Source organism: Verrucomicrobiota bacterium (assembly GCA_027622555.1).
Taxonomy (GTDB): Bacteria; Verrucomicrobiota; Verrucomicrobiia; order Opitutales; family UBA2995; genus UBA2995.
Map to the genome: position 1 here is coordinate 15,502 of JAQBYJ010000004.1, position 22,741 is coordinate 38,242.

At 49.1% G+C, this 22,741-nt stretch carries 19 protein-coding genes; 7 read left to right on the plus strand and 12 right to left on the minus strand.

The window, feature by feature from the left end:
• Position 1 precedes the first annotated feature (1 nt).
• Positions 2 to 2,356 carry a DUF1549 and DUF1553 domain-containing protein gene (locus O3C43_01895; protein ID MDA1065234.1) on the minus strand — a complete coding sequence of 785 codons (2,355 nt, stop codon included), beginning with the start codon at positions 2,354 to 2,356 and terminating at the stop codon, positions 2 to 4.
• Between the two features lie 25 nt (positions 2,357 to 2,381).
• The gene (locus O3C43_01900; protein ID MDA1065235.1) at positions 2,382 to 3,815 is read right to left on the minus strand and encodes a DUF1501 domain-containing protein; all 1,434 of its coding nucleotides are present in this window, start codon (positions 3,813 to 3,815) and stop codon (positions 2,382 to 2,384) included.
• A 261-nt stretch (positions 3,816 to 4,076) separates the two neighbouring features.
• On the opposite strand from O3C43_01900, the gene O3C43_01905 reads away from it, so the two are divergent.
• Complete coding sequence (locus O3C43_01905; protein MDA1065236.1) at positions 4,077 to 4,220, plus strand: hypothetical protein; 144 nt, start codon at positions 4,077 to 4,079, stop codon at positions 4,218 to 4,220.
• 92 nt (positions 4,221 to 4,312) lie between these two features.
• Here the strand turns inward: O3C43_01905 and O3C43_01910 are convergent, their stop codons facing one another.
• From O3C43_01910 to O3C43_01935, 6 genes are all read right to left on the minus strand, one after another.
• The gene (locus tag O3C43_01910) at positions 4,313 to 5,761 is read right to left on the minus strand and encodes a YdiU family protein (GenBank protein MDA1065237.1); all 1,449 of its coding nucleotides are present in this window, start codon (positions 5,759 to 5,761) and stop codon (positions 4,313 to 4,315) included.
• Positions 5,762 to 5,847: 86 nt separating this feature from the next.
• Positions 5,848 to 6,666, minus strand: coding sequence for an FAD-dependent oxidoreductase (locus O3C43_01915; protein MDA1065238.1), 819 nt, complete (start codon positions 6,664 to 6,666; stop codon positions 5,848 to 5,850).
• A gap of 3 nt (positions 6,667 to 6,669) precedes the next feature.
• Positions 6,670 to 7,665: a bifunctional methionine sulfoxide reductase B/A protein gene (locus O3C43_01920; protein ID MDA1065239.1), complete on the minus strand. Its 996-nt coding sequence runs from the start codon at positions 7,663 to 7,665 to the stop codon at positions 6,670 to 6,672.
• Between the two features lie 116 nt (positions 7,666 to 7,781).
• Positions 7,782 to 9,206 carry an NAD-dependent succinate-semialdehyde dehydrogenase gene (locus tag O3C43_01925; protein MDA1065240.1) on the minus strand — a complete coding sequence of 475 codons (1,425 nt, stop codon included), beginning with the start codon at positions 9,204 to 9,206 and terminating at the stop codon, positions 7,782 to 7,784.
• 69 nt (positions 9,207 to 9,275) lie between these two features.
• Complete coding sequence (locus O3C43_01930) at positions 9,276 to 9,938, minus strand: transaldolase (GenBank protein ID MDA1065241.1); 663 nt, start codon at positions 9,936 to 9,938, stop codon at positions 9,276 to 9,278.
• A 62-nt stretch (positions 9,939 to 10,000) separates the two neighbouring features.
• Positions 10,001 to 11,026: an ROK family protein gene (locus O3C43_01935; GenBank protein ID MDA1065242.1), complete on the minus strand. Its 1,026-nt coding sequence runs from the start codon at positions 11,024 to 11,026 to the stop codon at positions 10,001 to 10,003.
• A gap of 316 nt (positions 11,027 to 11,342) precedes the next feature.
• Between O3C43_01935 and O3C43_01940 the strand changes: the two genes are divergently transcribed.
• The 3 genes from O3C43_01940 to O3C43_01950 all read left to right on the plus strand — a co-directional run bounded on the left by O3C43_01940 (position 11,343) and on the right by O3C43_01950 (position 15,109).
• Complete coding sequence (locus O3C43_01940) at positions 11,343 to 12,710, plus strand: L-fucose/L-arabinose isomerase family protein (protein ID MDA1065243.1); 1,368 nt, start codon at positions 11,343 to 11,345, stop codon at positions 12,708 to 12,710.
• Between the two features lie 189 nt (positions 12,711 to 12,899).
• On the plus strand, positions 12,900 to 14,138 hold the full coding sequence (locus tag O3C43_01945; GenBank protein MDA1065244.1) for a threonine synthase: 1,239 nt from the start codon (positions 12,900 to 12,902) through the stop codon (positions 14,136 to 14,138).
• Positions 14,135 to 15,109, plus strand: coding sequence for a hydroxyacid dehydrogenase (locus tag O3C43_01950; protein ID MDA1065245.1), 975 nt, complete (start codon positions 14,135 to 14,137; stop codon positions 15,107 to 15,109). Before O3C43_01945 ends, O3C43_01950 begins: the two co-directional genes overlap by 4 nt.
• Positions 15,110 to 15,271: 162 nt before the next feature.
• Here the strand turns inward: O3C43_01950 and O3C43_01955 are convergent, their stop codons facing one another.
• Positions 15,272 to 16,228 (minus strand): D-2-hydroxyacid dehydrogenase, encoded by a 957-nt coding sequence (locus O3C43_01955; GenBank protein ID MDA1065246.1) that lies wholly within the window; start codon positions 16,226 to 16,228, stop codon positions 15,272 to 15,274.
• A gap of 14 nt (positions 16,229 to 16,242) precedes the next feature.
• A complete protein-coding gene (locus tag O3C43_01960; protein ID MDA1065247.1) occupies positions 16,243 to 16,989 on the minus strand; it encodes an RraA family protein in 747 nt (248 codons plus the stop codon).
• Positions 16,990 to 17,121: 132 nt separating this feature from the next.
• Here O3C43_01960 and O3C43_01965 point away from each other — a divergent pair, with 132 nt between their 5' ends.
• The 3 genes from O3C43_01965 to O3C43_01975 all read left to right on the plus strand — a co-directional run bounded on the left by O3C43_01965 (position 17,122) and on the right by O3C43_01975 (position 19,979).
• Entirely contained in the window at positions 17,122 to 17,892 is a 771-nt protein-coding gene (locus tag O3C43_01965) for an aldolase/citrate lyase family protein (protein ID MDA1065248.1), read from the plus strand.
• A gap of 43 nt (positions 17,893 to 17,935) precedes the next feature.
• Positions 17,936 to 18,925 (plus strand): Gfo/Idh/MocA family oxidoreductase, encoded by a 990-nt coding sequence (locus tag O3C43_01970; GenBank protein MDA1065249.1) that lies wholly within the window; start codon positions 17,936 to 17,938, stop codon positions 18,923 to 18,925.
• A gap of 94 nt (positions 18,926 to 19,019) precedes the next feature.
• Positions 19,020 to 19,979, plus strand: coding sequence for a TIM barrel protein (locus O3C43_01975; protein MDA1065250.1), 960 nt, complete (start codon positions 19,020 to 19,022; stop codon positions 19,977 to 19,979).
• 324 nt (positions 19,980 to 20,303) lie between these two features.
• On the opposite strand, the gene O3C43_01980 is transcribed toward O3C43_01975, so the two are convergent.
• Positions 20,304 to 21,275 carry a ThuA domain-containing protein gene (locus tag O3C43_01980; GenBank protein ID MDA1065251.1) on the minus strand — a complete coding sequence of 324 codons (972 nt, stop codon included), beginning with the start codon at positions 21,273 to 21,275 and terminating at the stop codon, positions 20,304 to 20,306.
• A gap of 120 nt (positions 21,276 to 21,395) precedes the next feature.
• Positions 21,396 to 22,715, minus strand: a complete 1,320-nt coding sequence (locus O3C43_01985) for a lactate racemase domain-containing protein (GenBank protein ID MDA1065252.1) — start codon at positions 22,713 to 22,715, stop codon at positions 21,396 to 21,398.
• Positions 22,716 to 22,741 lie beyond the last annotated feature (26 nt).

Here is a 22,741-nt window from a genome sequence, read left to right on the forward strand (position 1 = left end):
GCTAATCGACAAACATCAGTTCGTTAGACAAGAGCAACGCCTGGGCGTATAGTCCCCAGCTTGAGAGTGGTTCTTTAGCCTCGGGATCCGTTGAACTGTTTCCAGCCATCGATTCCTTATAAGCTTCGGCATTCGAAATAAATTCAACACCGGTTTGAAGCTCCTCCTTTGTTCCTTCCCGCTGAAATACAACTTGATAAAATCGATTGATCCGGGATCTGATATTGGCCTCCTCCTTACCAATTCGGTCAGCGAGGATTCTCGCCTGTCGAATAGTAAACGGGCTATTCATGAGAAACAAGGCTTGTTGGGGTACAATCGTTTCAAACCTGGCCGAAGCAGTCGCATTGGGACTGGGGTGATCAAAGGTTCGAAATACACCAGGCGGTTCTGATCGGTCAAAAAAACTGTAGACGGTCCGCCGGTTAGACGCAGGATCCAAAATATCTTGCTGCACACCACCCATGGTTCGATCCAGGTTGCCAGACACTTCTAATAAGGTATCGCGCATAGATTCAAAATCCAACCGTTCACTTGGGAAGTGATGCCATAGAGTATTTTCGGAATCTGCTGCCACTGACTTCTGATTGGGCTTGCTCGATTGCTGATAGGTATTGGAAAGCACGATCAATTTGTGCAGCGCCTTGATGGACCACCCTGACTCGATAAACGAAGTGGCCAACCAATTCAGAAGATCAATTTGCACTGGCTCAGGGGTTCGAACCCCGAAATCGCTCGGCGTATCCACCAGTGGGGCACCCGTGTGCCATCCCCATACTCGATTTACGAGGACTCGGGCAGTTAAGGGATTGTCAGGAGTAGCAATTTCCTGGGCCAATTGCAGCCTTCCACTTCCTTCTGTGTATTGTTTTCTATTTCCCCTTGATAGTATTTCTAGAAACTGACGGGGAACAATATCCCCCGGAGTTCCAACGTTTCCTCGTTTAAAGATGGGAGAATCTGTTGGTTCGGATACGTCGGCTACAACGTGGGCACGATAGGGTGTTCCCGGATGGGTCCATTCAACCGCATCACGCTCTTTCATGATGTCACCGGCGTTCTCAGGTTCTTCAATCTTACGCACAATCCATACCTTGACCACCACACGATCCGGATTAAGAGGCGTGCCTTCCTCTTTCAAAAAATTTCTTACCTCGTCATAGCCGTTTTTCCCATCGAGAGCATTTTTGAACAACTGGTTGTAATGCGCAACCCCGGCTTCTCTGTCGTTTTTGGCATACTTTTCAAACCAATCACTCAAAACTGGATGGGAGCGTCCTTCTTCTGTTTCCAGGTAGGCAATCCAGCTTCGCAACAAATGAGGACTCACGTTGTTAGTTCCGGCAAACACTGTGAAATCCCCCGTGACACTACCATCATCCTCGATCGTCATGGCTTCTTCATAAGAATTCAGAAAATCTCCCGCATGATGTCGTTCGTTTAACAACCATAGGTCGATGACTTCCTCCGCTCTTATATCAATTCGTTTTTGGATTTTCGCTACTTCAGCTAAATAAGATTGGTAATCTGCTTCACTTTCAGGATGCCGAATCACAGGCATTTCCGTCGGAACTTCGGTTGAGTTGAAAATACCGTGAAGCGAATAATAGTCACTGGTCGGAATAGGATCAAACTTATGGTCGTGACAACGTGCGCAGGAAACAGTGAGTCCTTGCAAGCCTTGGGTTATCACGTCGATCTGATCATCAATCAAATCATTCTTTGCCATTAATTTCCCCAAGGTGAGAAAGCCCAAAGCTGCCAACTCACTGTTGTCCTCTCCCAAATCCAACTGGTCGGCTGCAATCTGTTCCAAAATGAATTGGTCATAGGGTTTGTCGTCGTTAAAGGCTTCGATCACATAATCGCGATAAGTATGAGCGTAGGCATAACGGTTACCGTCACGAAAGTTGGGCCTCCCTTTGGTATCAGCGTAACGCGCTATATCCAGCCAATGTCTTCCCCAACGCTCACCGTAAGCAGGTGAAGCCAGTAGCCGATCGACTACTTTTTCGAAAGCATCCGCGGATTCATCCGCTACAAAGGATTGTACCTCTTCATAAGTGGGAGGTAGTCCAATAAGGTCATAAGTCACACGTCGAAGGAGGCTTCGTTTGTCAGCAGGACCATTTGGTTTCAATCCACGCGTTTGAAGATTCGCTAAAATAAACGCATCCACTTCGTTGCCCAAGCCAACATCGACTGAGGGAAGCTCTGGCTTTTCCAAAGGGATAAAAGCCCAGTGCGTATCCGCAGACGCCATATTGAATGCCGGAATCTCAGAGCGTTCCTGCGTCTCCAGAGAGGAGGAAAAAGCAATTGCGCTTCCGATAAGCAGACCGAATGGAGCAAGCAAATATGATTTCCTTAACCTCATTTTGTTAGGCAATGAGTTCGTGCACAACATTTCCGTGCACATCAGTCAGTCGAAAATCCCGTCCGGCGTAGCGGTAGGTAAGTTTTTCATGATCGAATCCCATCAGGTGCATGATTGTCGCCTGCAGATCATGAACATGGACACGATTTTCAACGGCAGCAAATCCGAATTCATCGGTAGCTCCATGAACGTATCCTCCACGAACACCTCCACCAGCCATCCACATGCTGAATCCATGGTTGTTGTGGTCCCGTCCGTTCACCTTCCCCTGGTTGGCCCCCGGTACCGATAGTTCAACTACAGGCGTGCGTCCAAATTCGCCACCCCAGATAACCAGGGTATCATCGAGCAGGCCGCGCATTTTAAGATCTTTCAACAAGGCTGCGATTGGCTTGTCGCACTCTCCACACAATCTACGGTGTTCGCTGTTGTTATCATCGTGGGTGTCCCAAGGTTGACGGAAACCCGTCCACACCTGAGTAAAACGCACACCACGTTCAGCCAGGCGCCGGGCAATCAAAAGCTGCCGTGCCTGAACTCCTTCGCCATACATTTCGCGGATATATTTCGGCTCTGTCGAAATATCAAAAGCATCGGTCGCTTCCATCTGCATCCGGTAAGCCAACTCAAAGGATTGAATTCGAGCACCAAAGCGGCCATCGTCAGCTCGTTGCGCAGCATGGAATCCATTTATCTTGTTAAGTAGGTCGAGTTGCTTCCGCTGAGTACCGTAATCGGTATGGTCGTTTTGAATGTTCTCCAGAAGCTTATCGATATCCTCATGTTTGGTGTCGATGTAGGTTCCCTGGAACGCACCTGGTAAAAAGGCATTTTGCCAGTTTGCTGCATCCCCAACCGGATAGCCGTTCGGACACAGTACCACGAAGCCCGGAAGATTCTGATTTTCATTTCCCAGTCCGTAAGTCAGCCATGACCCCATGCTCGGTCGTGCCAATCGAGCATCCCCGCAATTAAGAAGTAAGAGAGATGGCTCGTGATTGGGAACGTCTGTGTACATCGAGCGAACCAAACAAATATCGTCCATGCATTCACCGACATGGGAAAATAATTCACTGACCTCGGTTCCGTTTTCTCCGTAACGACTAAATTTAAAGGGCGAGCCAAAAGCTGCGCCAGTGGTGCGCTCAGTCTTCAGGGTAACCGGCAAAGCTTTTCCATGCCATTCATTCAGCAACGGCTTAGGATCAAAAGTATCAACCTGGGAAGGCCCTCCATTCGCAAAAATTTGGATGACGCGTTTGGCCTTTGGCGCAAAGTGCGGAGCTCGTGGATCCAGTGTTGTGATGGTGCCTGAATCACTTGCTGCGGCCTGATTTCCAAAAATAGATCCAAGGCTCAGTGCACCAAAGCCCATGCCACAACGGTTTAAAAACTCTCGTCGCGTATAGGCAAAATCTTCTTGGGGATGGTAATCCATGGGGAAAAGTTGGTTTATTCAAACTTTAGCTACTTAGAATGCATTTATAACAGGCGGACGCAAGGAATTAATAGCCATTTTTGGACTTTTGGGATATGGTATTATTTTTGAGATCATCCTCGGCCGTCTCTAAAAGTTAGTTAAAAAAAATATGCATGATTCTCAAGGTTGGCACCGTGTCAAAAGACAAGGCGGTATTTGTTTGAAAACAATGGGGATTTTGAATGGTTCCTATCTTTTGGACAAGGTAATTTAATACTCATGAATATTATAACATCGGTTATGTTCCGACCGACACAACTGACCATCGCTCCTTTGAAGCCGGGACTGGCGGGGGATTACCAGCAAAACAGCGCAGATGCTGGATTCATTAATGGACCATACTGGCATCGAAAAATTGAGTAGAGATTGATATTTTTACCAAGAAGTTAATATCTACTTTTTCAGTAAGCTCCAAGCTTTGAGGAATGGACCCGCTTGCGATTCAAAGACTTCGCCTAAGTACCGCAGAACGTTTGATGGACGATTTCTTCTGGTCGCGGAGGTGTTTCGAGATCCGCGTAGTCGGCCTGCTCGGTATAAGGATTGGCTAGCGCTTCAACGAGACGATTGAACGGAGCATAGTCGTCAGCATAAGCGCTTTGAATAGCCTGTTCAACGCGGTGGTTACGCGGAATCAGGATCGGGTTCGCCGAACGCATGTCGGTCAGGTGATTAGTGAAGTCGGCCTCGTTCTTCCAGGAGTTGAACCATGTATTAAAAGGCTCAGTATCTGAAAATAATGCGCTTATTTCTTCAGTAGATTCTCCAGCGGCAACTCGCGTGAGCTGACGAAAGAAAATCGTAAAATCAACTTTTTGGGAGGCGAGTAATTCGAGGCATTCTTTAATGAGCTCCACAGGAGCTTCAGGCGGGAGGCCCAATTTGGCACGAAAACGATAGATGTATTGCTCGCCGAATTGATCCGGAAATTTGGCCAACGCGGCTTCGGCCAACTTGGTTGATTGGTCCGCATCCCCTGACAGCAGCGGCAACAAGGTTTCTGCAAAACGAGTAAGGTTCCAGAATCCAATGTTGGCCTGATTGCCCCAGGCGTAGCGAGCACCCCTGTCAATAGAACTGAACACGCATTGCGGATGGAAGGCATCCATAAAGGCACAGGGACCATAGTCGATTGTCTCCCCCGATATGGCAAAATTGTCGGTGTTCATTACGCCATGAATAAATCCGAGAGAAAGCCAGTGAGCGATCAGGTTTGCCTGCGCGATAACAACGGACTCCAACAAAGCAATATAAGGATCATCCGCTTTGGCAGCATCAGGATAATGGCGAGCAATAGCAAAATCGGCGAGTAGTCCCAGAGCCTCGGTATCGTTGCGTGCATGAAAATACTCGAATGTTCCGACTCGTATATGACTGGCCGCCACGCGGGTAAATACGCCGCCGTCGATAAGCCCTTCCTGGCGCATGACTCGTTCACCGGTACGAACCGCCGCAAGTGCCCTTGTGGTGGGTACACCTAAAGCGGCCATGGCTTCGCTGACAATGTATTCACGGATCACGGGACCAAGCGCAGATTTGCCATCACCACTCCGTGAAAAAGGGGTACGTCCGGAACCCTTCAACTGAAGATCGTATCGTGTGCCTTCTGTATCCAGAACTTCACCAAGCAGGATGGCGCGACCATCACCGAGTTGTGGTGCGAATCCACCAAACTGATGGCCGGCGTAAGCCTGGGCAATCGGCTGGGCACCATCGGGAACCGCGTTGCCCGAAAGCATCGCAAGACCCTCGGCTGATTCCAACCAGTCGATGTCAATTGACAACTTTGCCGCCAGTTCCCGATTGATACGAATCAGCTTGGGATCCGAAACCTGGGCTGGCACCTGACTCGCATAAAAACGTTCTGGCAGATTAGCGTATGTGTTGTTGAAGGAAATACTCATAGTTCCATAAAACTTAGGTCAAAAGCTAAGCGGTTTATTCAATGAGATGTTATCCATTCGGATGTCCCATCTCTCTTTCGATCATATTAATATTCTTGGTTAAACTTCCTCACTTTGGCGACCGCATTTACCGCGGCGGACAAAATACACTCATTCAGTCCGGGATGGATGTAAATCATGTCTGCCAATTCTCGCACATCGTTTTTCAAATGCATAACGGCAAGCACTTGATGCATCAAGGTACAGGATTCCGGACCTACAAGATGACAACCGAGTATGGAATAATCCGCCGGGGAAACGAGCAGTTTGATTCGTGGATAATCGATCCGCATTGCCATGGCACGGGCACTGGCGAGCCAGTCTTCGAATACAAAAACATACGGCGTGCCAGCATCCTTGAGTTGCTCTTCGGTCAACCCAACTGAGGCGACTTCCGGATTGGAAAATACAGCATGGGCAATCTGCTGTTCGTCGATTGGCTCATCACTGTTTTTGATAAATTTATGCCGCTGATAACGAACCTCAAACGCGGCCGCATGTTGCAACATGTAACGTCCATTCCCGTCTCCAGCTGCGAAGATTCCGTCAACCGCAGTCTGCAAATGTGCATCGACCGGATGGAACCCTTGCTCGTTGGCTGCGAGCCCGGTTTTTTCAAGTTCAAGTGCCTCGGTGTTTGGTCGACGTCCGATCGCGAAAAGCACGCGTTCAGCTTCGCGAACCCGGTTGGCCGCCTCAGCGAAACCAATAAGCAATTTCGATGGCACGCAGCCACGGTTCGGACAAGCCCCACCAAGCTTGTCACGCTCCACCAGAACAGTCTTCAAACCCGATTGTGCCGCCGCGATAGCGAGACCCGAGGCGCGGCCACCCCCAACAACTATGAGATCAAACGTTTCTGTCATGGCCTATGAGTCGGCTTTCAACAGATTTCCAAACAGATCGCGGAATTTTTTAAGTTTTGGCTGGATCACCGCGGCACAGTATCCGCCTTGTGGATTCAAGCGGTAATAGTCCTGATGATTATCCTCGGCCGGATAAAATGTCTCGAAAGGTGCCAACTCCGTTACAACCGGATTTTCCACCAGTGCTGCCACCTCATCCTTAATAGCAGATGCCTGCTCGAGTTCTTCGTCGTTTTGATAAAAAACTATACTTCGATACTGTGTCCCTCTGTCAGCTCCCTGCTGGTTCAAAGTAGTCGGGTTATGAGTTCCAAAATGGACCTTTAAAAGATCCGCGTAAGAGATTTCGCCCGGATTGTATTCCACTTGTATCACCTCGGCATGTCCGGTCGCACCGGAACATACCTCGTGGTATTTAGGGTTGGCAGACTGTCCTCCGGCATAACCACTGGTGACACTGACAACACCTCGCAATTGTTGAAAAAGTGCTTCAGTGCACCAGAAGCACCCACCGCCAAAAGTGGCCAGTTTTGTCTTTGGAGCCGGTTTCGAATCGCTCTCAAATTTGGTCAACGAAATTGCATTAATGCAATAACGCAGCCCACTGGGTTCTGGCCCATCTGGAAACACATGTCCGAGGTGAGCGTCGCAGGTATTACAGGTAACTTCTATCCGCGTCATACCATAACTTCCGTCGTTGTGGTGCGCGATGGCGTTATCGGTAATGGGCTGGGTGAAAGATGGCCAGCCTGTGCCGCTATCAAACTTCTCTGTGGAATCAAAGAGCGGGGTGTTACAACATAGGCAGCCATACTTTCCAGGCTCATGGAGCTCACACATGCCTGAGCTGAACGCTCGCTCAGTCCCTTTAAGTCGAGCGACTTGAAATTGCTCAGGAGTGAGTATCTCACGCCATTCCGCTTCCGTTTTAGAAACCCTGCGATCAGGATCAGGGTTTCCGTTGCTGACAAAGTTGAGAACGTTTTTCCAATTTAGCATAACAGGTAGTCGCAATGGAGTTAAAATACTTACTTCAGATTCCGGTCCGTAGCCAAAACAGCTAACACCGAACCAGGGTGTTACGAGGTAATAACCGTTTTACCAGTTTCCAAAAGTTACACGCCACCAAATGAAACATGCTTTGTTTCAAGGTAAGCTTCGATACCCTCAGAACCTAACTCACGTCCCCAGCCACTTTGCTTAAAGCCACCAAAGGGACAACTGCTCGTGGCAGGAACCGATTCGTTGATACCAACGGTTCCCGCTTCCAGTTGCTCGGCTAAACGCAATGCCCGGTTCAAATCCTTTGTAAACGCGTAAGCGGCCAAACCATATTCGGTATTGTTCGCCAGAGCCACTGCTTCCTCCTCTGTATCGAAGGGTACGACCGGAGCTACAGGTGCAAAAATTTCTTCTGTTAAACAACGCGCATCGGATGGAAGGTCTACCAGAACCGCAGGTGTTATAAAGACTCCCCGTCCTTCAACAGCGGTTCCTCCGCATAGTAAGGTTGCGCCTTTGGCTTTTGCATCCTCAACAAATTGCAAGGCTGCCCCACGTCCAGCTTCATCGATCAAAGGTCCAATTTCTACTCCCTCTTCCAATCCATAACCAACTTTCAGGGCCTTGGTTCGTTCAACAAATTTTTCTACAAAGGCGTCGAGGATAAGTCGCTCCACATAAATGCGATTCGATGCGATACAGGATTGGCCGGAGTTACGGAATTTGGTGATAATCGCGCCATCGACCGCTTTGTCGAGGTCGGCATCGGCGAACACCAGGAGAGGTGCGTTACCTCCCAGTTCCAATGAAAGACGGGTGCAGGTTTTCGCTGCTCCTTCGATCAGCTTTTTTCCTACTTCGGTGGAACCGGTGAAAGAAATCTTTCGGCACAACGGATTTTCCAGCATTTCATTTCCAATGTCCGAGGCCTTACCAACGACCAATTGGAAAACGCCTTTGGGGAATCCAGCAGCTTCAATACACTGAGCCAACTTGACTGCGCAAACCGGCGTGGCGGAAGCAGGCTTTAAAATGACTGGGCATCCGGCGGCTAAGGCAGGTCCTACTTTTCGCAACGATAAAACCAGAGGAAAATTCCACGGAGCGATCGCTCCAACCACACCCACCGGATGCTTGAGAATAAGATGCCTCTTGCCAGGAGTTTGGTTTGGCACACTACGCCCATAGGAGCGGCGAGCTTCTTCCGCGAACCATCGAATATGATCAATTGCCATACCGACCTCGCCTTTGCTCTGTGGGAGTGGTTTACCGTTTTCAAGGGTTATGTCGTGGGCAATTTCTTCAGCGCGTTTGCTGACTTCTGCGGCAAGCTTTAACAGGAGATCACCTCGGGCCATGCCAGTCGTAGCTGCCCAACCGGCGCGAGCTGCTTCGGCGTCTGCAATGGCTTTGTGAATGCCCGCTCGATCAACCGTGGCTACTTCGGCGAACGCTTCGCCTGTTCCTTTATCAATAACGGTCAGTTTTTTCTCACTGTCGACCCATTCGCCGTTTAAATATAATCCGTATGTGTCCATGGTATTTATTATTGGTCGAAACTTTTCGAAAGCTCCAACTTCATTTCTCCGTGCAGGTTAACTCCGGGCTCAAAATTCGGGCGTCTTATCCCAGGCATCTTGAAAAATCCCTTCGCCCATAGTTGTGTAAGGGTTCCGGAAGCTCTCGTTGTAGACAGCGACTCCAGCCGTTATGCAATGAGCCCCGGCAATTGCCACATCACCAATCTGTCGTGCGTTACGAACAGCTGCCGCGATGATTTCTGAAGGATATCCGAATTTATCCAGCATGGTTCGAACTTCACCAATGAAGGTATCAGGTGAATCACCGAACTGATCTTTCCATCCAAGAAAGGGGCTTATAAAGGATGCACCTGCCCGGGCCGCATGCCATGCCTGGGCAACGGACATGATCAAGGTGGCGTTCGTTCGAATGCCATCTTTGGAAAGTTCTCTTATGGCGGTAAATCCTCCCTCACAGGCACCTACTTTGATGACAAAATTGGGAGAAAGCGCAGCGAGCTCACGGCCTTGATCTACGATTTCCTTACACTTAGTAAAATGGGGATTTACTTCTACACTTACTGGTTTGTCGGTGCCATGGACCATCTCGGCGATCTCGGCGATAACCGTGCGAAACGGTTTACCTGACACCATAACATGCCTGGGGTTGGTTGTAAGTCCATCCATGTCCCAAGCTTCGAGAGCATGGGCAATTTCTTCTGTAATCGCGCTATCAAGGAATAACTTCATATTATTGGATTGTTTTTTCGTTAAATAAATGTGTGTGAAATTGCACGTTGCACCAAAACTGGCTAAGTCAGATTGGGTCTTAATCGATCCACACTTGAAGTGGTGGGATAAAGCTCATGAAAACATCGTTGGGTCGCTCCAATAGCAGCTGCAAAAGAACCAACCTGAGAATACAACAAAGAGACCTTGTCTGCGATGTCGGATAAGATAAATCGGCGAAATGTTTCCTCGACATACGGCCAAATCTCTCCGTCTGGTTCCAACAGCGCTCCAATCAAAATAATAGCTTCGGGGTCCAGCAAGGTGGCCAATGAAGCGGCTTGGGCGCCTAAAAGTTCGCCGACTAATTTGGCCTTTTCTTTGGAAAGCTTGAAGTCTTTTCCTTCACCATCCACATCCAAAGCTTTTTCGGAAACCACCTCCTGAAAAGTTTTCCATTCAGAAACAGGCTTGTGGCTTGGAACAGGCGAGTATCCAGCTTCGCCTGATAGACCATGGCTTCCATCCAAGAGACGACCATCAAGCATAATGGCAGAACCAAATCCGCTTCGCACTGCCAGGCAGATAAAATCGGACATGTTCTTTGCAGCTCCAGAACTCCATTCGGTCAATGCATAACAGCGGATGTTGTTGTCGACCACACAGGGAAGGCCCGAGTGGTTTTCTACGAGTTCCCGGATGGGTATGTTTTTCGCTGCTTCAATAAAGTCGTAATGTATAAGCGTCCCTGATTTTCGGTTGATAATACCTGGAGCGGCCACGCCCACACCGAGAACTTTGGTTTTTGAATCTTTAGCAGCCTCTAATCCTTTATCAATAAATCCAAGGATATGATCGATCAGTTTTTGAGGGTCCTTCATCGGCAATAATTTTTGATGCTCCTGAAAAAGTACCTTTCCGGCAAAGCTCACCAACACAACCCTCATCCGCTTGGCCTCAAAATCCAGCCCAACAAAACTACCGTAACCAGGATTGGCGCTCAAAGGAATAGGCACACGCCCTCTTCGCTCAGTCCCATTCATAGTTTCAAGAATCAATCCTTCATTGATCATTTCCATGACAACTTCGCACAAGCGTGATTTGCTCATTTGTAAGTTTCTACCCAGCTCGAGTCGCCCAATGGACCCTTTAAGGCAGATGTGTTGAAGCAAAATGTTTTTCCTCATCTCCATTTTCTCAGAGACGGTATGAGCCTTTAAAACCATTGTACTTTTCTTTATCACCTAGGAAAGATAATCGAACAGGAACGAAAAAGGTCAATGATCATTATCCAATAATGGATATATAGTCCTTGACTCTTTTTTCCGGTAAACAACATGCTCAATCTATCGAGGTCAAAGATTCATTTGTTAATAAAATAAAATTACCCTGTTCTTATCAGATAGCCTGAACGGACAAGCAAAGATGAGCTCTTCAAAATCAGATACAAATATAAAAATTGGATTACTTTTTCTGGGGCGTAAACGCCCGGGTTTCGATATGGATTGGGGTGCCGGAATGGAGATTAAGGTCCGCAACGCGGTCAATCAATCGGGCTTTGAAGTGTTCGAACCATCTCAAAAAGCGGTAGACGATGCTTCGCTTCGGAAAGTTGTAGGAGAATGCAAGGAAGCCAGAGTAAATGTACTCATCCTGCTCCAAACAACCATGGCCGATGGACGGATGGCACCCACCTTGGCTCAGATCTGGCCTCATCCACCCATATTTTGGGCAACACCTGAAAATCAGGAAGGCGATATGATCAGCTCTTGCTCGCTCGTGGGAGCTCATGTTTGGGCTACCAGCTTCCGCCATCTGGGCCGCTCTTTCGAACTGCTGAAAGGAAATCCTGAGGATTCAGAAACCCAGGCCAGGCTGGACACTTCCGTTCGGATTGCAGGTATTATTGAAAAACTACGCCACATCCGTGTCGGTGTCGTAGGGGGACAGGCACCCGGTTTTATTTCCATGACGACCGACCCATTTGTCATGCATCGCGGTTTGGGTGTTCAACTGCAGACCTACAGCCTGATCGAATTCCAAACGGTAGTAAACGAGCTCAGCGAAGAAGCCGTTGCTGCAGATGTTAAAAAAGCCAAGGCACTAGGCCTCGAGTATAAAGACGCCAGCGAAGAGGATCTTCCTATGGCCTCACGACTTTACCTGGCCATGCGCCACTTCTTTAAAGAAGAGAACCTGGATGTGCTCGGTGTGCGCTGCTGGCCCGAGATGCCCAACACGTTTGGACAGTGGCCCTATCTTGGAATGGCTCGACTGGCCGACGAAGGAATGGCTATCGCCTGTGAGGGCGATGCAGATGGTGGAATTGGGGCCTTGATTGGTGAAATGCTTGGAATGGGTCGCTGCTACATTTCCGACTGGCTCGAACACGATGAGGAAACGATCACCCTCTGGCATGTCGGCGCTGCCCCACCCTCGCTTTGCCCTCCCTGCGGTGAACCGGGTGCTGCCAAAATCGCCAAACATTTTAACGTCAAAAAACCTACCGTTGTCGAAGGGGAACTGAAAGCAGGTATGCCGCTTACTTTATTCCGCCTTTGGAGATTGGAAGGCGAGTATCACCTCAGCTCGGTTGACGCAGTAAGTGAAAAACCTCGTCGAAAACTCATGATGAGCAATGGACAGGCTCGTTTGTTAAATCGCAAACCCAACGAATGGTTCGAAGACATGTGCTACGCAGGCATGCCTCATCACCTAAATGTATTTGAAGGCAATCACACAGCCAAACTGAAACGACTTGCCAGAGTAGCCGGCATCCAATGGCACGGATAAACTATCAAAGATTCCAGATTTGTATGCACCTCATTTTAGTAACTTTTCCAACCATACGGCGGCATCGCGAGGACGCGATTGCCCTACCGATTCAGCACTCTTGGGTAGGGCCACTGCGTCCCGCAGTGCCGAACGCCGCGAGAACTATTGAACCCCGGATATAAGCATTTTAAACGACCAAAGGACTTTATGAACTCAAACGATAATCTCACAACCGAACGCCCGACCTTCGTTACGCACCTGGAGTGTGGAATGGAGGGCGATCATTATGCGGCCGATGAAATTCATGGCCTCTCCAAAGCAGGGAAACCGCTCCTGGTTCGCTACGATCTGGATGGTATCAAGAATGCGGTTACCAAGGAAGAATTGGCCAGTCGACCAGCCGACATCTGGCGTTACCGCGAATTTCTTCCCGTAAGGAAAAAAGAAAACATCGTCAGTTTAGGTGAAATTCACACTCCCATTATTGAGATACCCAAACTTGCCGCCGGCAAAGGTCAACTCCTGGTCAAAGACGAAGGACGACTCCCGACCGGATCCTTCAAAGCACGCGGACTTTGCGTGGCTGTTTGCATGGCAAAAGAACTTGGTATCACCAAAGTAGCCATGCCGACCAACGGTAATGCCGGAGCAGCTCTGGCCGCATACGGAACGCGCGCCGGAATGGATTCTTACATTTTCTGTCCGGACGATACGCCAACGATTAACGTTCGCGAGATCGCCGCCCAAGGTGCAAAAGTCTGGAGAGTAAATGGACTCATTAACGACTGTGGTCGCATCGTCGGTCAAGGCAAGGAGGCCATGGGCTGGTTTGACTTTTCAACGTTAAAAGAACCCTACCGCATTGAAGGTAAAAAGACTATGGGTCTGGAGCTGGCCGATCAAATGGGCTGGAAAGTACCCGATGTGATTTTCTACCCGACTGGCGGAGGAACTGGCCTGATTGGCATGTGGAAAGCTTTTAACGAATTAGCGAAAATCGGTTGGCTCACTGGTAAGCTTCCAAGAATGGTCGCCGTTCAAGCGACAGGTTGCGCGCCCATAGTAAAAGCCTATGAAGAAGGTACCGAGCACGCAGAACTTTGGAAGAATGCTCATACCGTGGCAGCCGGCATCCGTGTTCCTATTGCTGTAGGCGATTTCTTAATTCTGCGAGCCGTACGAGAAAGTGGCGGGTTCGCCATTGCGGTTGATGACGACTCGATCTCAGCTGGACTCGACGAAGTTTCCAAAGTGGAAGGATTACTCTTATGCCCCGAAGGAGCAGCTACCTATGCGGCCTATAAACAATCCCTGGAAAAAGGGTTAATTTCCCCGGATGACACCGTAGTTCTTTTCAACTGCGCCACCGGACTCAAATACAAATTGCCTCCAGCAGAAGATACCCTGGACTGCACCCAACCCATCAATTACCAGGACTTGTTGTGAAACGAATTCTGGTAACTGAAGCCGTAAAAGGCGAAGCGATGGATCAGCTCAGAAATGAGGCTGACCTGGAGGTGATCTTTGAACCAGGTTTATGGAATGACCCAGTTGCGCTGACAAAAGCCATAGCTGAGGCCGATGCGATCATTGTTCGCAACCAGACTCAGATTACCGCAGACCTGATCGCCGCAGCTCCGAAGTTGAAAATCATCGCTCGAGCGGGAGCTGGTCTCGATAATATCGATACGGATGCCGCAACTGCAGCCGGGGTAGTCGTCAGTTTCGCACCCAGTGAGAATTCACTATCGGTTGCGGAGCTAGCTATGGGTCTGTTTATTTCCCTGGCTAGAAATATTGCGACAGCCGATAGGGACATTCGCAATGGGAATTGGAACCGCGCGCTATTCACCGGCTCCGAGCTTTCAGGAAAAACGCTCGGTGTAGTCGGTATTGGAAGGATCGGTACCCTCGTAGCTCAACGCGCCAAAGCGTTTGGCATGAACATTGTTGCGCACGATAAATTTGTAGATCAAAACGCTTCGCATTACACTGACCTTGATGTTTCCTTTGTGGAGCTCGACGAGCTTCTGGCGCAAGCCGATTTCATAACCGTGCATCTGCCACTTCTTCCTTCTACGCGACAGCTTTTTAATAAAGAGCTTTTTGCGAAAATGAAATCATCCGCGTTCTTCGTAAACACATCGCGAGGTGAAGTGGTCGATGAAACTGCGTTGGCAGACGCACTGGAGAATGGAATCATTGCGGGTGCCGGATTGGATGTCAGAGAAACGGAACCGCCAAAAACCGGAGATCCAATCATAGTATCGGACAAGACTGTCCTTACTCCGCACATAGCAGCATTCACCAATGAAGCTCAGGAACGTGTTGTTGCTTCGGTTTGTCGAGACGCAGCCGCAGTATTACGAGGCCAAGCTGCGGTAGGATTTTTCAACTTTCCGGAACCCAAGGATTAGTTTTTTTTCGGCGAGCCAATCAACCCGGCTGCAGTATTGGAGCATATTAACCTTATTCTGTCGCTGAATATGGTGGGGCGGTTTTTGGCCCAAACCGCCGTTTCCACGTCGGTTCGCTAAACCGGAATAGTTGCGACTATTTATAGTTAAAATGGTCAAAGACTATAGATTCACGCAATTAGTGACTTCACCGTCCTGGAAAGCTTTTAAGTTATCGGCCGCCATACTCATTAGTCGGCTGCGAGCAGCTTGGGTAGCCCAAGCAGTGTGGGGTGTAATGAAACAGTTCTTGGCGCTCAGCAATGGGTTGTTAGGATCGGGTGGTTCGGTGGAAAGTACATCGAGTCCGGCACCGGCAATGCGACCTTCGTTCAATGCTTTTGCCAATGCCTCTTCATCCACCAGTTGTCCTCGACCAGTGTTGATCAGGATGGCCGTTTTTTTCATCTGCTGAATGCGCTCTTCATCAACCAGGTTTTCTGTTTTCTCGGTCAGAGGGCAGTGCAACGTGACAATATCACTTTCGCTGAACAATTCTCCGAGGCTCCTCCACGAAACACCCGAAGGCAAAATTTTGGTGAAATCATGGGTATAGGCGGTCACATCCATGCCAAAGCCATGGCCGATTTTCGCACACGCCTCCCCAATCTGTCCAAATCCTATGATGCCCAGCGTCAGGTCTTTTAATTCAATTAACGGATGATTCCAGTAACAGAAATCAGGGCTTCGTGCCCATCCACCTGCCTTGGCATCGGCAGATTGTTCAGCAATACGGTGAGTAAAATTCAGAATGTGGGCAAAGACCATTTGAGCCACCGACTCGGGGCCATAGCCAACTACATTGCAAACCGGAATATTTAGTTCAGTCGCTGCATCAACATCGACGATGTTAACGCCGGTCGCGAGGACACCGATGTATTGGAGCGATTCCTCGTTATGTATAATTTCCGAGGAGACAAGGGCTTTGTTGGTGATAAGCGCATCGCAACCTCGAGCTCGCTCAACAGCTTCTTCGGGCGTCGAACGGTCGTAAACCGTAAGGTCACCCAACGCTTCAAACTCTGCCCAACTGAGATCACCCGGGTTAAGTGCATATCCATCTAAAACTACAATTTTCATATATAAATCCTCGTCTACCATTCACCATGGCCGCTAAACTTCTCCTTCACGGCTTTACCAAAAGCATTACCGGCTTCATTAATATTGTCGAGGATTATGCTTGTTGATTTTCCGCTCGAGGACCTCGCGGCGGGGATAACGGTATTGCATTCGTTCTGATCCATAAAAATAGCTGCATCCAATAATCGTTCTTCATCTTCAGCTGGTATCGCCATAAACCCATGCTTGTCGGCATGTATCAATTGTCCGGGTTGAATCGTTTGCCCAAACACTTTAACCGGACAATTCCACTCTACAGGCGTACTGTAGGCATGCCCGACGCACAATCGCTTCGCCAGGGCTTTAAATCCTGCATTTGTCATTTCATCCACATCGCGAATGGCACCATCGGTAATCGTACCAACACAACCCAAGGCTTTGTGAATGTTGCTGTTCACTTCACCCCAAAACGACCCGATGGTCCTCGGTTTGTCGAGATCCTGAATCACGACAATCTTGGGACCCGGAAGGCTCGCGACATATTCACGATACTTTGCCCAGGTAAGGGCTTTGTTTTCCGCATGACTGGGATTCGAAGGTTCGATTCTGAGGGTTATAGCGTATCCGACCATGGGGCCCATCTGTGGCATGAAGTCGGTCGTCGGCTCTATATTGAAAGCATCTCGGGTTCGATCATGCCGGGTAATTTGTTCCCAGCCATTATAAATGGTCGGAGTATTCCAGCGTTTTAAATGGAGAAGTGTCGAGTGTGATAAAGGCATGATTTAAAAACTAATTCAATTTAAACGGATCATTCAAGACAAGCCGTCATCCTTAATCACGATCAGCTTGTATCTTGAATGTACCAGACAATTGAGATAGGCAGGGCTTAATAAACACCTATCCATTCAATTATGCGAACAAGTAAAGTTAAGAAAATCTGGAAAGACGGAGGCCTCGCCCTCGGGACCCTTATTAAGTCTATCGATCCGGTTCATTCGGAGGTACTCAGTCAGATGGATTTTGATTTCCTTTGGTACGATCTGGAACACTCGGACAAAAGCGTCGAAACCTTTGCAAACCTCACAAGAGCAACTCGCGTTGGAGACGTGGATATTCTGGCCCGACCCGCTCGCTGGGAATACATGCGTATGGGAAGAATCCTGGAAGCCGGGGCAACCGGCATCATGTATCCACGGTGTGAATCCGTAGAGGAAGCCAAAAAAGTAATCCAATTTTCAAAATTCTTTCCCATAGGTGAACGTGGGTTTGACGGGGGCAATGCAGACAATAACTACGGACAATACCCGGCTGATGGCTACACCGATGCGGCTAACGCTGAAACCTGGATCACCATTCAAATCGAATCACCTGCCGCCCTACCCCATGTTCGGGAAATCGCAGAAATCGAAGACGTTGATTGCATTTTTCTTGGTCCAGGTGACATGTCATTGATGAACGGTATACCCGGCCAGACGAAAGACCCGTCTATTCTTTCAATAGCAAAACAGATCGCAAACGACACCCTCGCAGCCGGCAAGGCGTTTGGCACCATGATATTCGATATGGATAACGCAAAGTTCATGCAGGACCTCGGAGCCACCATGCTCATCCATGGTGCAGACATCGTGAACTACAAGAACTCCCATATAAAGCTACTCGAAGACTATAAGAGCCTTAGATAACTTTTCGATTGTTCGCTGCCAAAGGGTTGGTTAGACCCTGAACATGGAAAAAGTTAGATGGGGAATTATTAGCACTGCGAATATCGGCCTGGCACGCGTTCTTCCTGGCATGTTGCAATCTGAAATTTGCGACATTGCAGCCATGTCGTCACGCGATATCAACAAAGCCAGGGCGGCTGCCGATAAATTGGGTATCCCCAAAGCCTATGGCAGTTATGAAGAGTTGCTGGCCGATCCTGATATCGACGCTATTTATAATCCCTTGCCCAATCACTTGCACGTCGATTGGTCTATCAAGGCACTCAAAGCAGGGAAGCATGTACTTTGTGAAAAGCCTCTGGGGCTTGATACCAAGGATGCCAGTCGTCTGTTGCATGCCGCTGCGGATTACCCACACCTTAAAGTAATGGAGGCCTTTATGTATCGCTTTCATCCTCAATGGATCCACGCAAAAGACTTGGTGAAAAATGGAAATATCGGAGAACTAAAAACCATCCACTCCTTCTTTTCCTACTTCAATAATGACCCCAATAATGTTCGTAATAGAGTGGACATTGGAGGAGGCGGGCTCATGGACATTGGCTGCTACAGCATATCCCTGGCGCGCTTTCTTTTCGGCAAACAACCCAAACGCGTCATAGGTATCGTCGACAGGGATCCAGAATTTAAAACCGATCGAATGACATCAGGTGTGCTCGACTTTGAATCTGGAACCAGCACCTTTACCTGTTCAACCCAGCTCATCCCCTACCAACGTGTCCACATTGCAGGTACGACAGGTAGAATCGAAATCGAAATACCTTTCAACGCACCACCCGATGCCGAAACGCGCTTATGGATTCATAGCAACGAAGGAATCGAGGAAAAGCGTTTTCCAATATGCAACCAGTATCAACTTCAGGGAGACGCATTCTCCAAAGCAATTCTTGAAAACACTCCAACCCCCACTCCTCTGGCAGACGCCATTGAAAACATGACCGTCATCGACGCCCTATTCGAAAGCGCCGAAAACTCGACCTGGGTGACTCTGTAGTTCGATTCGGAGCACCGTTTGCTAGGGAGTCCAGGAGAAAGACATGTTGGTAATTGGGCTTGAGCCAGGCTTGGCCGTCACTGTAATATCCGTTATGTCTTATCAAGATCGCTTTCCCTGGACTGCAGCTTTCCATTCGGAAAAGAAGGAAACATTTTGCTTTCCCAGACGTACTTTCCTCGCCAAGTTAGGAGGGATCGGGCTGGGTATATCCGCCCTATCAGGGACAGCGTGCCGCGCCGCGCCAAAGCTGATGGCACGACCCGCCTGCCAGACAAACGCGTGGCCCATATCTAATGGAATGGATGATTTGATCTCTGTTCTCAAGACGATAAAAACTCTGGGGTTCCGGGGCTATGAGACATCCTTTCGGAATGTACAAGAAACGTTTTCAAACCCAGAGCTGGCAAGAGCGAAGTTGGAAGCAACCGGTCTGGAGTTTGTTGGCATGCACATCGCCGCGCCAGACCAGTATGAGCCGGAGACCTCCATCCCGCCATTCACTTTCCTGCAAGAGATGGCCGATGGTGCGAGCGGCCTGGGTGCAGAATACTTGATACTAAGCGGTCGAGGAGTTGCGGTCGAAGGTCAGCTTGATCGCGCTGCCTTGAAACGAAAAATAGATGCGCTTCTCAAGATAGGTGAGTACTGTCAAAGCAAGGGCGTTAAACTCACTTATCACCATCATGTAGATGACTTTCTTCTAGGGGGAGCCGAAATAGATGATATACTCGAGCGTAGCGATCCGGCCTTGTTTAGTGTATGGCTTTGCACCGATGCTGCGATCCAAGCGGAGGTCGACCTTGTAAATTACTTTATCCACCGCCACAAACGCATCGCCGGTATTCATGTCAAAGATACTCGCGACGATAGGCAGGTAATTCTCGGACAAGGAGTTCTTGATGGGGTAGCTCTCGCAGAGAAACTTCAAAAGGCGGCATGGAGCGGTTGGCTGCTAGTTGAAGAAGAGCGGGGTCGGTACCGCAAAGAATGGCCAGGCACGCCTGCTGTCCAAGAGGCACGGCAACATATGAAGCAAGTCTTCGGAATCTGAATTCAGGCTCTTGTCGCAGGAGTAGGACTTTGGAAATCCAGAACCGCTGCTTAACTTGAATGATTGAAATCTGGTCTATGGAATTTTCCCTGAAACCAGATCAGCAATAGCTGCGAATATATCTGCAGTGTTGATAAGAACGTCTTGGGTAGTTCTACTATCGTCATACTTGGGCTAGTGGATATGAATGGAACTGCAAATCCACCGTTGAAGATGGTCTGTTTGTCACCGCGAAATTGTCCATTCAAGGCCATAAATCGTCTGAGAGATAGACGATAATATTTGGAGATGCCTGAACATCCAGAAACAGAAAGCGAAGAAGATTTAGTCCTTTAGCGTGAACGTCCGTTTATTGGCTTTCTCGGTGCTTGGAAAATCGACAGGGATCGCTTGAGTGACCTTGCCAGTCGCTGCCCATTCGGTGCCGCGCAGGAAGGTGGTGATAAAACTAACACCTTCCAGGGCTGGCGTGTCGTGGCCGAGTGTGGTGTGAAAGACGCGCCCCTTGCCGTAATTGATTACCATCAGAGACGGTTCGTGGCGGTCGCTAGGAGCATTTTCGGTCGTATCCTTACCAGTAGCGAGAACAGTCATATTCTCAGCCGGACCGCGGAGGGTTGCGTAGCATTCGTCCTGTGCTGTGAGCCAACGTTTCGGCAGCCCTTTTGTGATCGGATGACTGGAATTTCGCACGGTGATTTGAAACTCATGTTGCTTTCCATGGCCACCCGCTTTGCCGGATGGATCTTCATCGCGTACGAGCTCTCCGTCATGATTATAGTAAACGTAAGGACCACTTTCCGGTGTACGTCCACCCCACCCGCCGAGGCCGATCATTCGGTTGTATTCGTCCCACTGCCCAAACGAGTTGTCTGCAGCGTGCACCGACACAAAACCTCCGCCATTCTTCACGTAGGCTTCGAACGCGCGTTGGGTTTCGACAGGCCAATCAGCAGCGTTATTGCCGAAGTTTGAGATCACAACATCGTAGCGGGCAAAGGAAGGATTAAAACCTGGATCCGCCTTGGGTTCTCCCAGGTCTTCCGTTTTTCCCACGCCAGCGAGCGGCAGCCAGGCGCCTTCTTTTGTTTCGCCTTTCCAGGTATATCGAGTGCGGTCGATATCGACTTCGAAGAGTCCGGACTCCTCGAGGTATTGTTTCATCATGATCGTCGACTTGGGCCAGACAGTATGGTTATTCTGACCGTCCATGATCAATACTTTGAATTTGGCTTCAGCACTTACGGCAAACGCCACGAAGCTGAGAGAAAAAAGAAATCTCGTTATTGTTTTCATTAGGGAAATAAGGATTCTAATCCAAGCTACTCAAAAGCTTCATCTGATAATGTCTATCCTTTAAGATAAGCGCATAGGTCGAAATCACATCACAACAACCCAGCTTCTGAAAGGATGAATTTACGGCCTTGTTGTTGGCCAGGAAATCGAACCGGATTCATCGAACTCATAGGGTCTCGGTTGGCCAATAATGGTCATGTCTTTTCTTTCAGAAATTTCAGGAAGGAATGCGGACGACAACCAGATGGTATCCAATGATTTTGTATTCAGGATATGGACGATTCGTTTTTCTTCTGATAGCGACCCAATACTCGATCGAATAGCCAGTGAAATGGCGTCTCGATCCGAGACAGCAATGATCGGAAGTCTCGCTCCCTGTGTGACACCTGCAGTGATGGCGTTGGTATAGGCACTCGACAAATCCACTTTGTCTGCCGCACGCTTGCACATAAAATCGGCCATTCCCATGCCGAGGGAATTGCCGGCTGTTTTTTTGGAAAGATCCCTCACAATAATTCTTCCAATCGATGGTGCATCAGCTCGCCTCAATCCACTGGCTGAACGTCCGGTTACATTAGGGTCCATGCCAGCGCCACTGACGTCCTTTCCCAGTTCGTCAACGACCAGAATGTCTATTTCCGAAACTAAAAGGCGGCCCATGATCGATTTGGCAAACACAAGCATTTCCTTTTCCCGATCAAAAAACAAATCCGGCGATATGGCTTCAATTCGAGCGACTTGGCTGTAAGCATTTTCGACCAGGCCAACTCCAAACAGGATCGGCGCCTTGTCTAATATGACGGCTGCAGCCTCGGGCACTACCTTCGCAAAGGCTCCAAACCCCAGCCGATGTAAGCCGGCCGTTCCAACGTGTTTGCCAAGACCGATCACCATCATTTTGAGTAATCCGCTTTCATAGTCACCGGCAAAGCTCGTGTGCGCCTTTATGCGGTTGCAAACGACAATTCCATCGGACTCGAAAGCAAGGCGATCACAACAAACCGGGGTATTGCCTTGAATACGACCCAGCTCAACCACGTCCATCGAAGCGCGAACCGGGGCTCCTATCGTTGCCTCAGTAATTCCGAGATTTTCCAAGACCGCAACCTGGCCTTCCGCCGTTGCCCCACCATGACTGCCCATAGCTGGCACCAGGAACGGGTTGGCTCCCCACGCCAACAATTGACTGACGATTGCCTGCAGGGTTTCAACCATACCATGAATGCCTCGACTCCCTGCCGTAACGGCAATCTGTTTTCCCTTTAAATCGAGGGTCGAGAACGGAGCCAATGCATCCAAAACCGCCTGGCGAATATCGCTGACCTGTTCATCGGGAAACCGTTGCTTTACCTCCACCATGGAAGGGATCTCAATCTCCCCGGTATCAGCAATGGTTGGAACGTAATTCTGGATGGAAAGACTGGAATTAATTGGGTTCATGGGCATTTGAATTATGGGGGGTTCTA

What these genes read in the sequence shown, in the direction of transcription:
- O3C43_01945 (MDA1065244.1), top strand. Translation starts at nt 12,900, where the DNA reads ATGAACTCAAACGATAATCTCACAACCGAACGCCCGACCTTCGTTACG.
- O3C43_01960 (MDA1065247.1), bottom strand. Translation starts at nt 16,989, where the DNA reads ATGCCTTTATCACACTCGACACTTCTCCATTTAAAACGCTGGAATACT.
- O3C43_01930 (MDA1065241.1), bottom strand. Translation starts at nt 9,938, where the DNA reads ATGAAGTTATTCCTTGATAGCGCGATTACAGAAGAAATTGCCCATGCT.
- O3C43_01900 (MDA1065235.1), bottom strand. Translation starts at nt 3,815, where the DNA reads ATGGATTACCATCCCCAAGAAGATTTTGCCTATACGCGACGAGAGTTT.
- O3C43_01935 (MDA1065242.1), bottom strand. Translation starts at nt 11,026, where the DNA reads ATGAGCAAATCACGCTTGTGCGAAGTTGTCATGGAAATGATCAATGAA.
- O3C43_01975 (MDA1065250.1), top strand. Translation starts at nt 19,020, where the DNA reads ATGTCTTATCAAGATCGCTTTCCCTGGACTGCAGCTTTCCATTCGGAA.
- O3C43_01955 (MDA1065246.1), bottom strand. Translation starts at nt 16,228, where the DNA reads ATGAAAATTGTAGTTTTAGATGGATATGCACTTAACCCGGGTGATCTC.
- O3C43_01985 (MDA1065252.1), bottom strand. Translation starts at nt 22,715, where the DNA reads ATGAACCCAATTAATTCCAGTCTTTCCATCCAGAATTACGTTCCAACC.
- O3C43_01980 (MDA1065251.1), bottom strand. Translation starts at nt 21,275, where the DNA reads ATGAAAACAATAACGAGATTTCTTTTTTCTCTCAGCTTCGTGGCGTTT.
- O3C43_01915 (MDA1065238.1), bottom strand. Translation starts at nt 6,666, where the DNA reads ATGACAGAAACGTTTGATCTCATAGTTGTTGGGGGTGGCCGCGCCTCG.
- O3C43_01965 (MDA1065248.1), top strand. Translation starts at nt 17,122, where the DNA reads ATGCGAACAAGTAAAGTTAAGAAAATCTGGAAAGACGGAGGCCTCGCC.
- O3C43_01920 (MDA1065239.1), bottom strand. Translation starts at nt 7,665, where the DNA reads ATGCTAAATTGGAAAAACGTTCTCAACTTTGTCAGCAACGGAAACCCT.
- O3C43_01970 (MDA1065249.1), top strand. Translation starts at nt 17,936, where the DNA reads ATGGAAAAAGTTAGATGGGGAATTATTAGCACTGCGAATATCGGCCTG.
- O3C43_01925 (MDA1065240.1), bottom strand. Translation starts at nt 9,206, where the DNA reads ATGGACACATACGGATTATATTTAAACGGCGAATGGGTCGACAGTGAG.
- O3C43_01940 (MDA1065243.1), top strand. Translation starts at nt 11,343, where the DNA reads ATGAGCTCTTCAAAATCAGATACAAATATAAAAATTGGATTACTTTTT.
- O3C43_01905 (MDA1065236.1), top strand. Translation starts at nt 4,077, where the DNA reads ATGAATATTATAACATCGGTTATGTTCCGACCGACACAACTGACCATC.
- O3C43_01910 (MDA1065237.1), bottom strand. Translation starts at nt 5,761, where the DNA reads ATGAGTATTTCCTTCAACAACACATACGCTAATCTGCCAGAACGTTTT.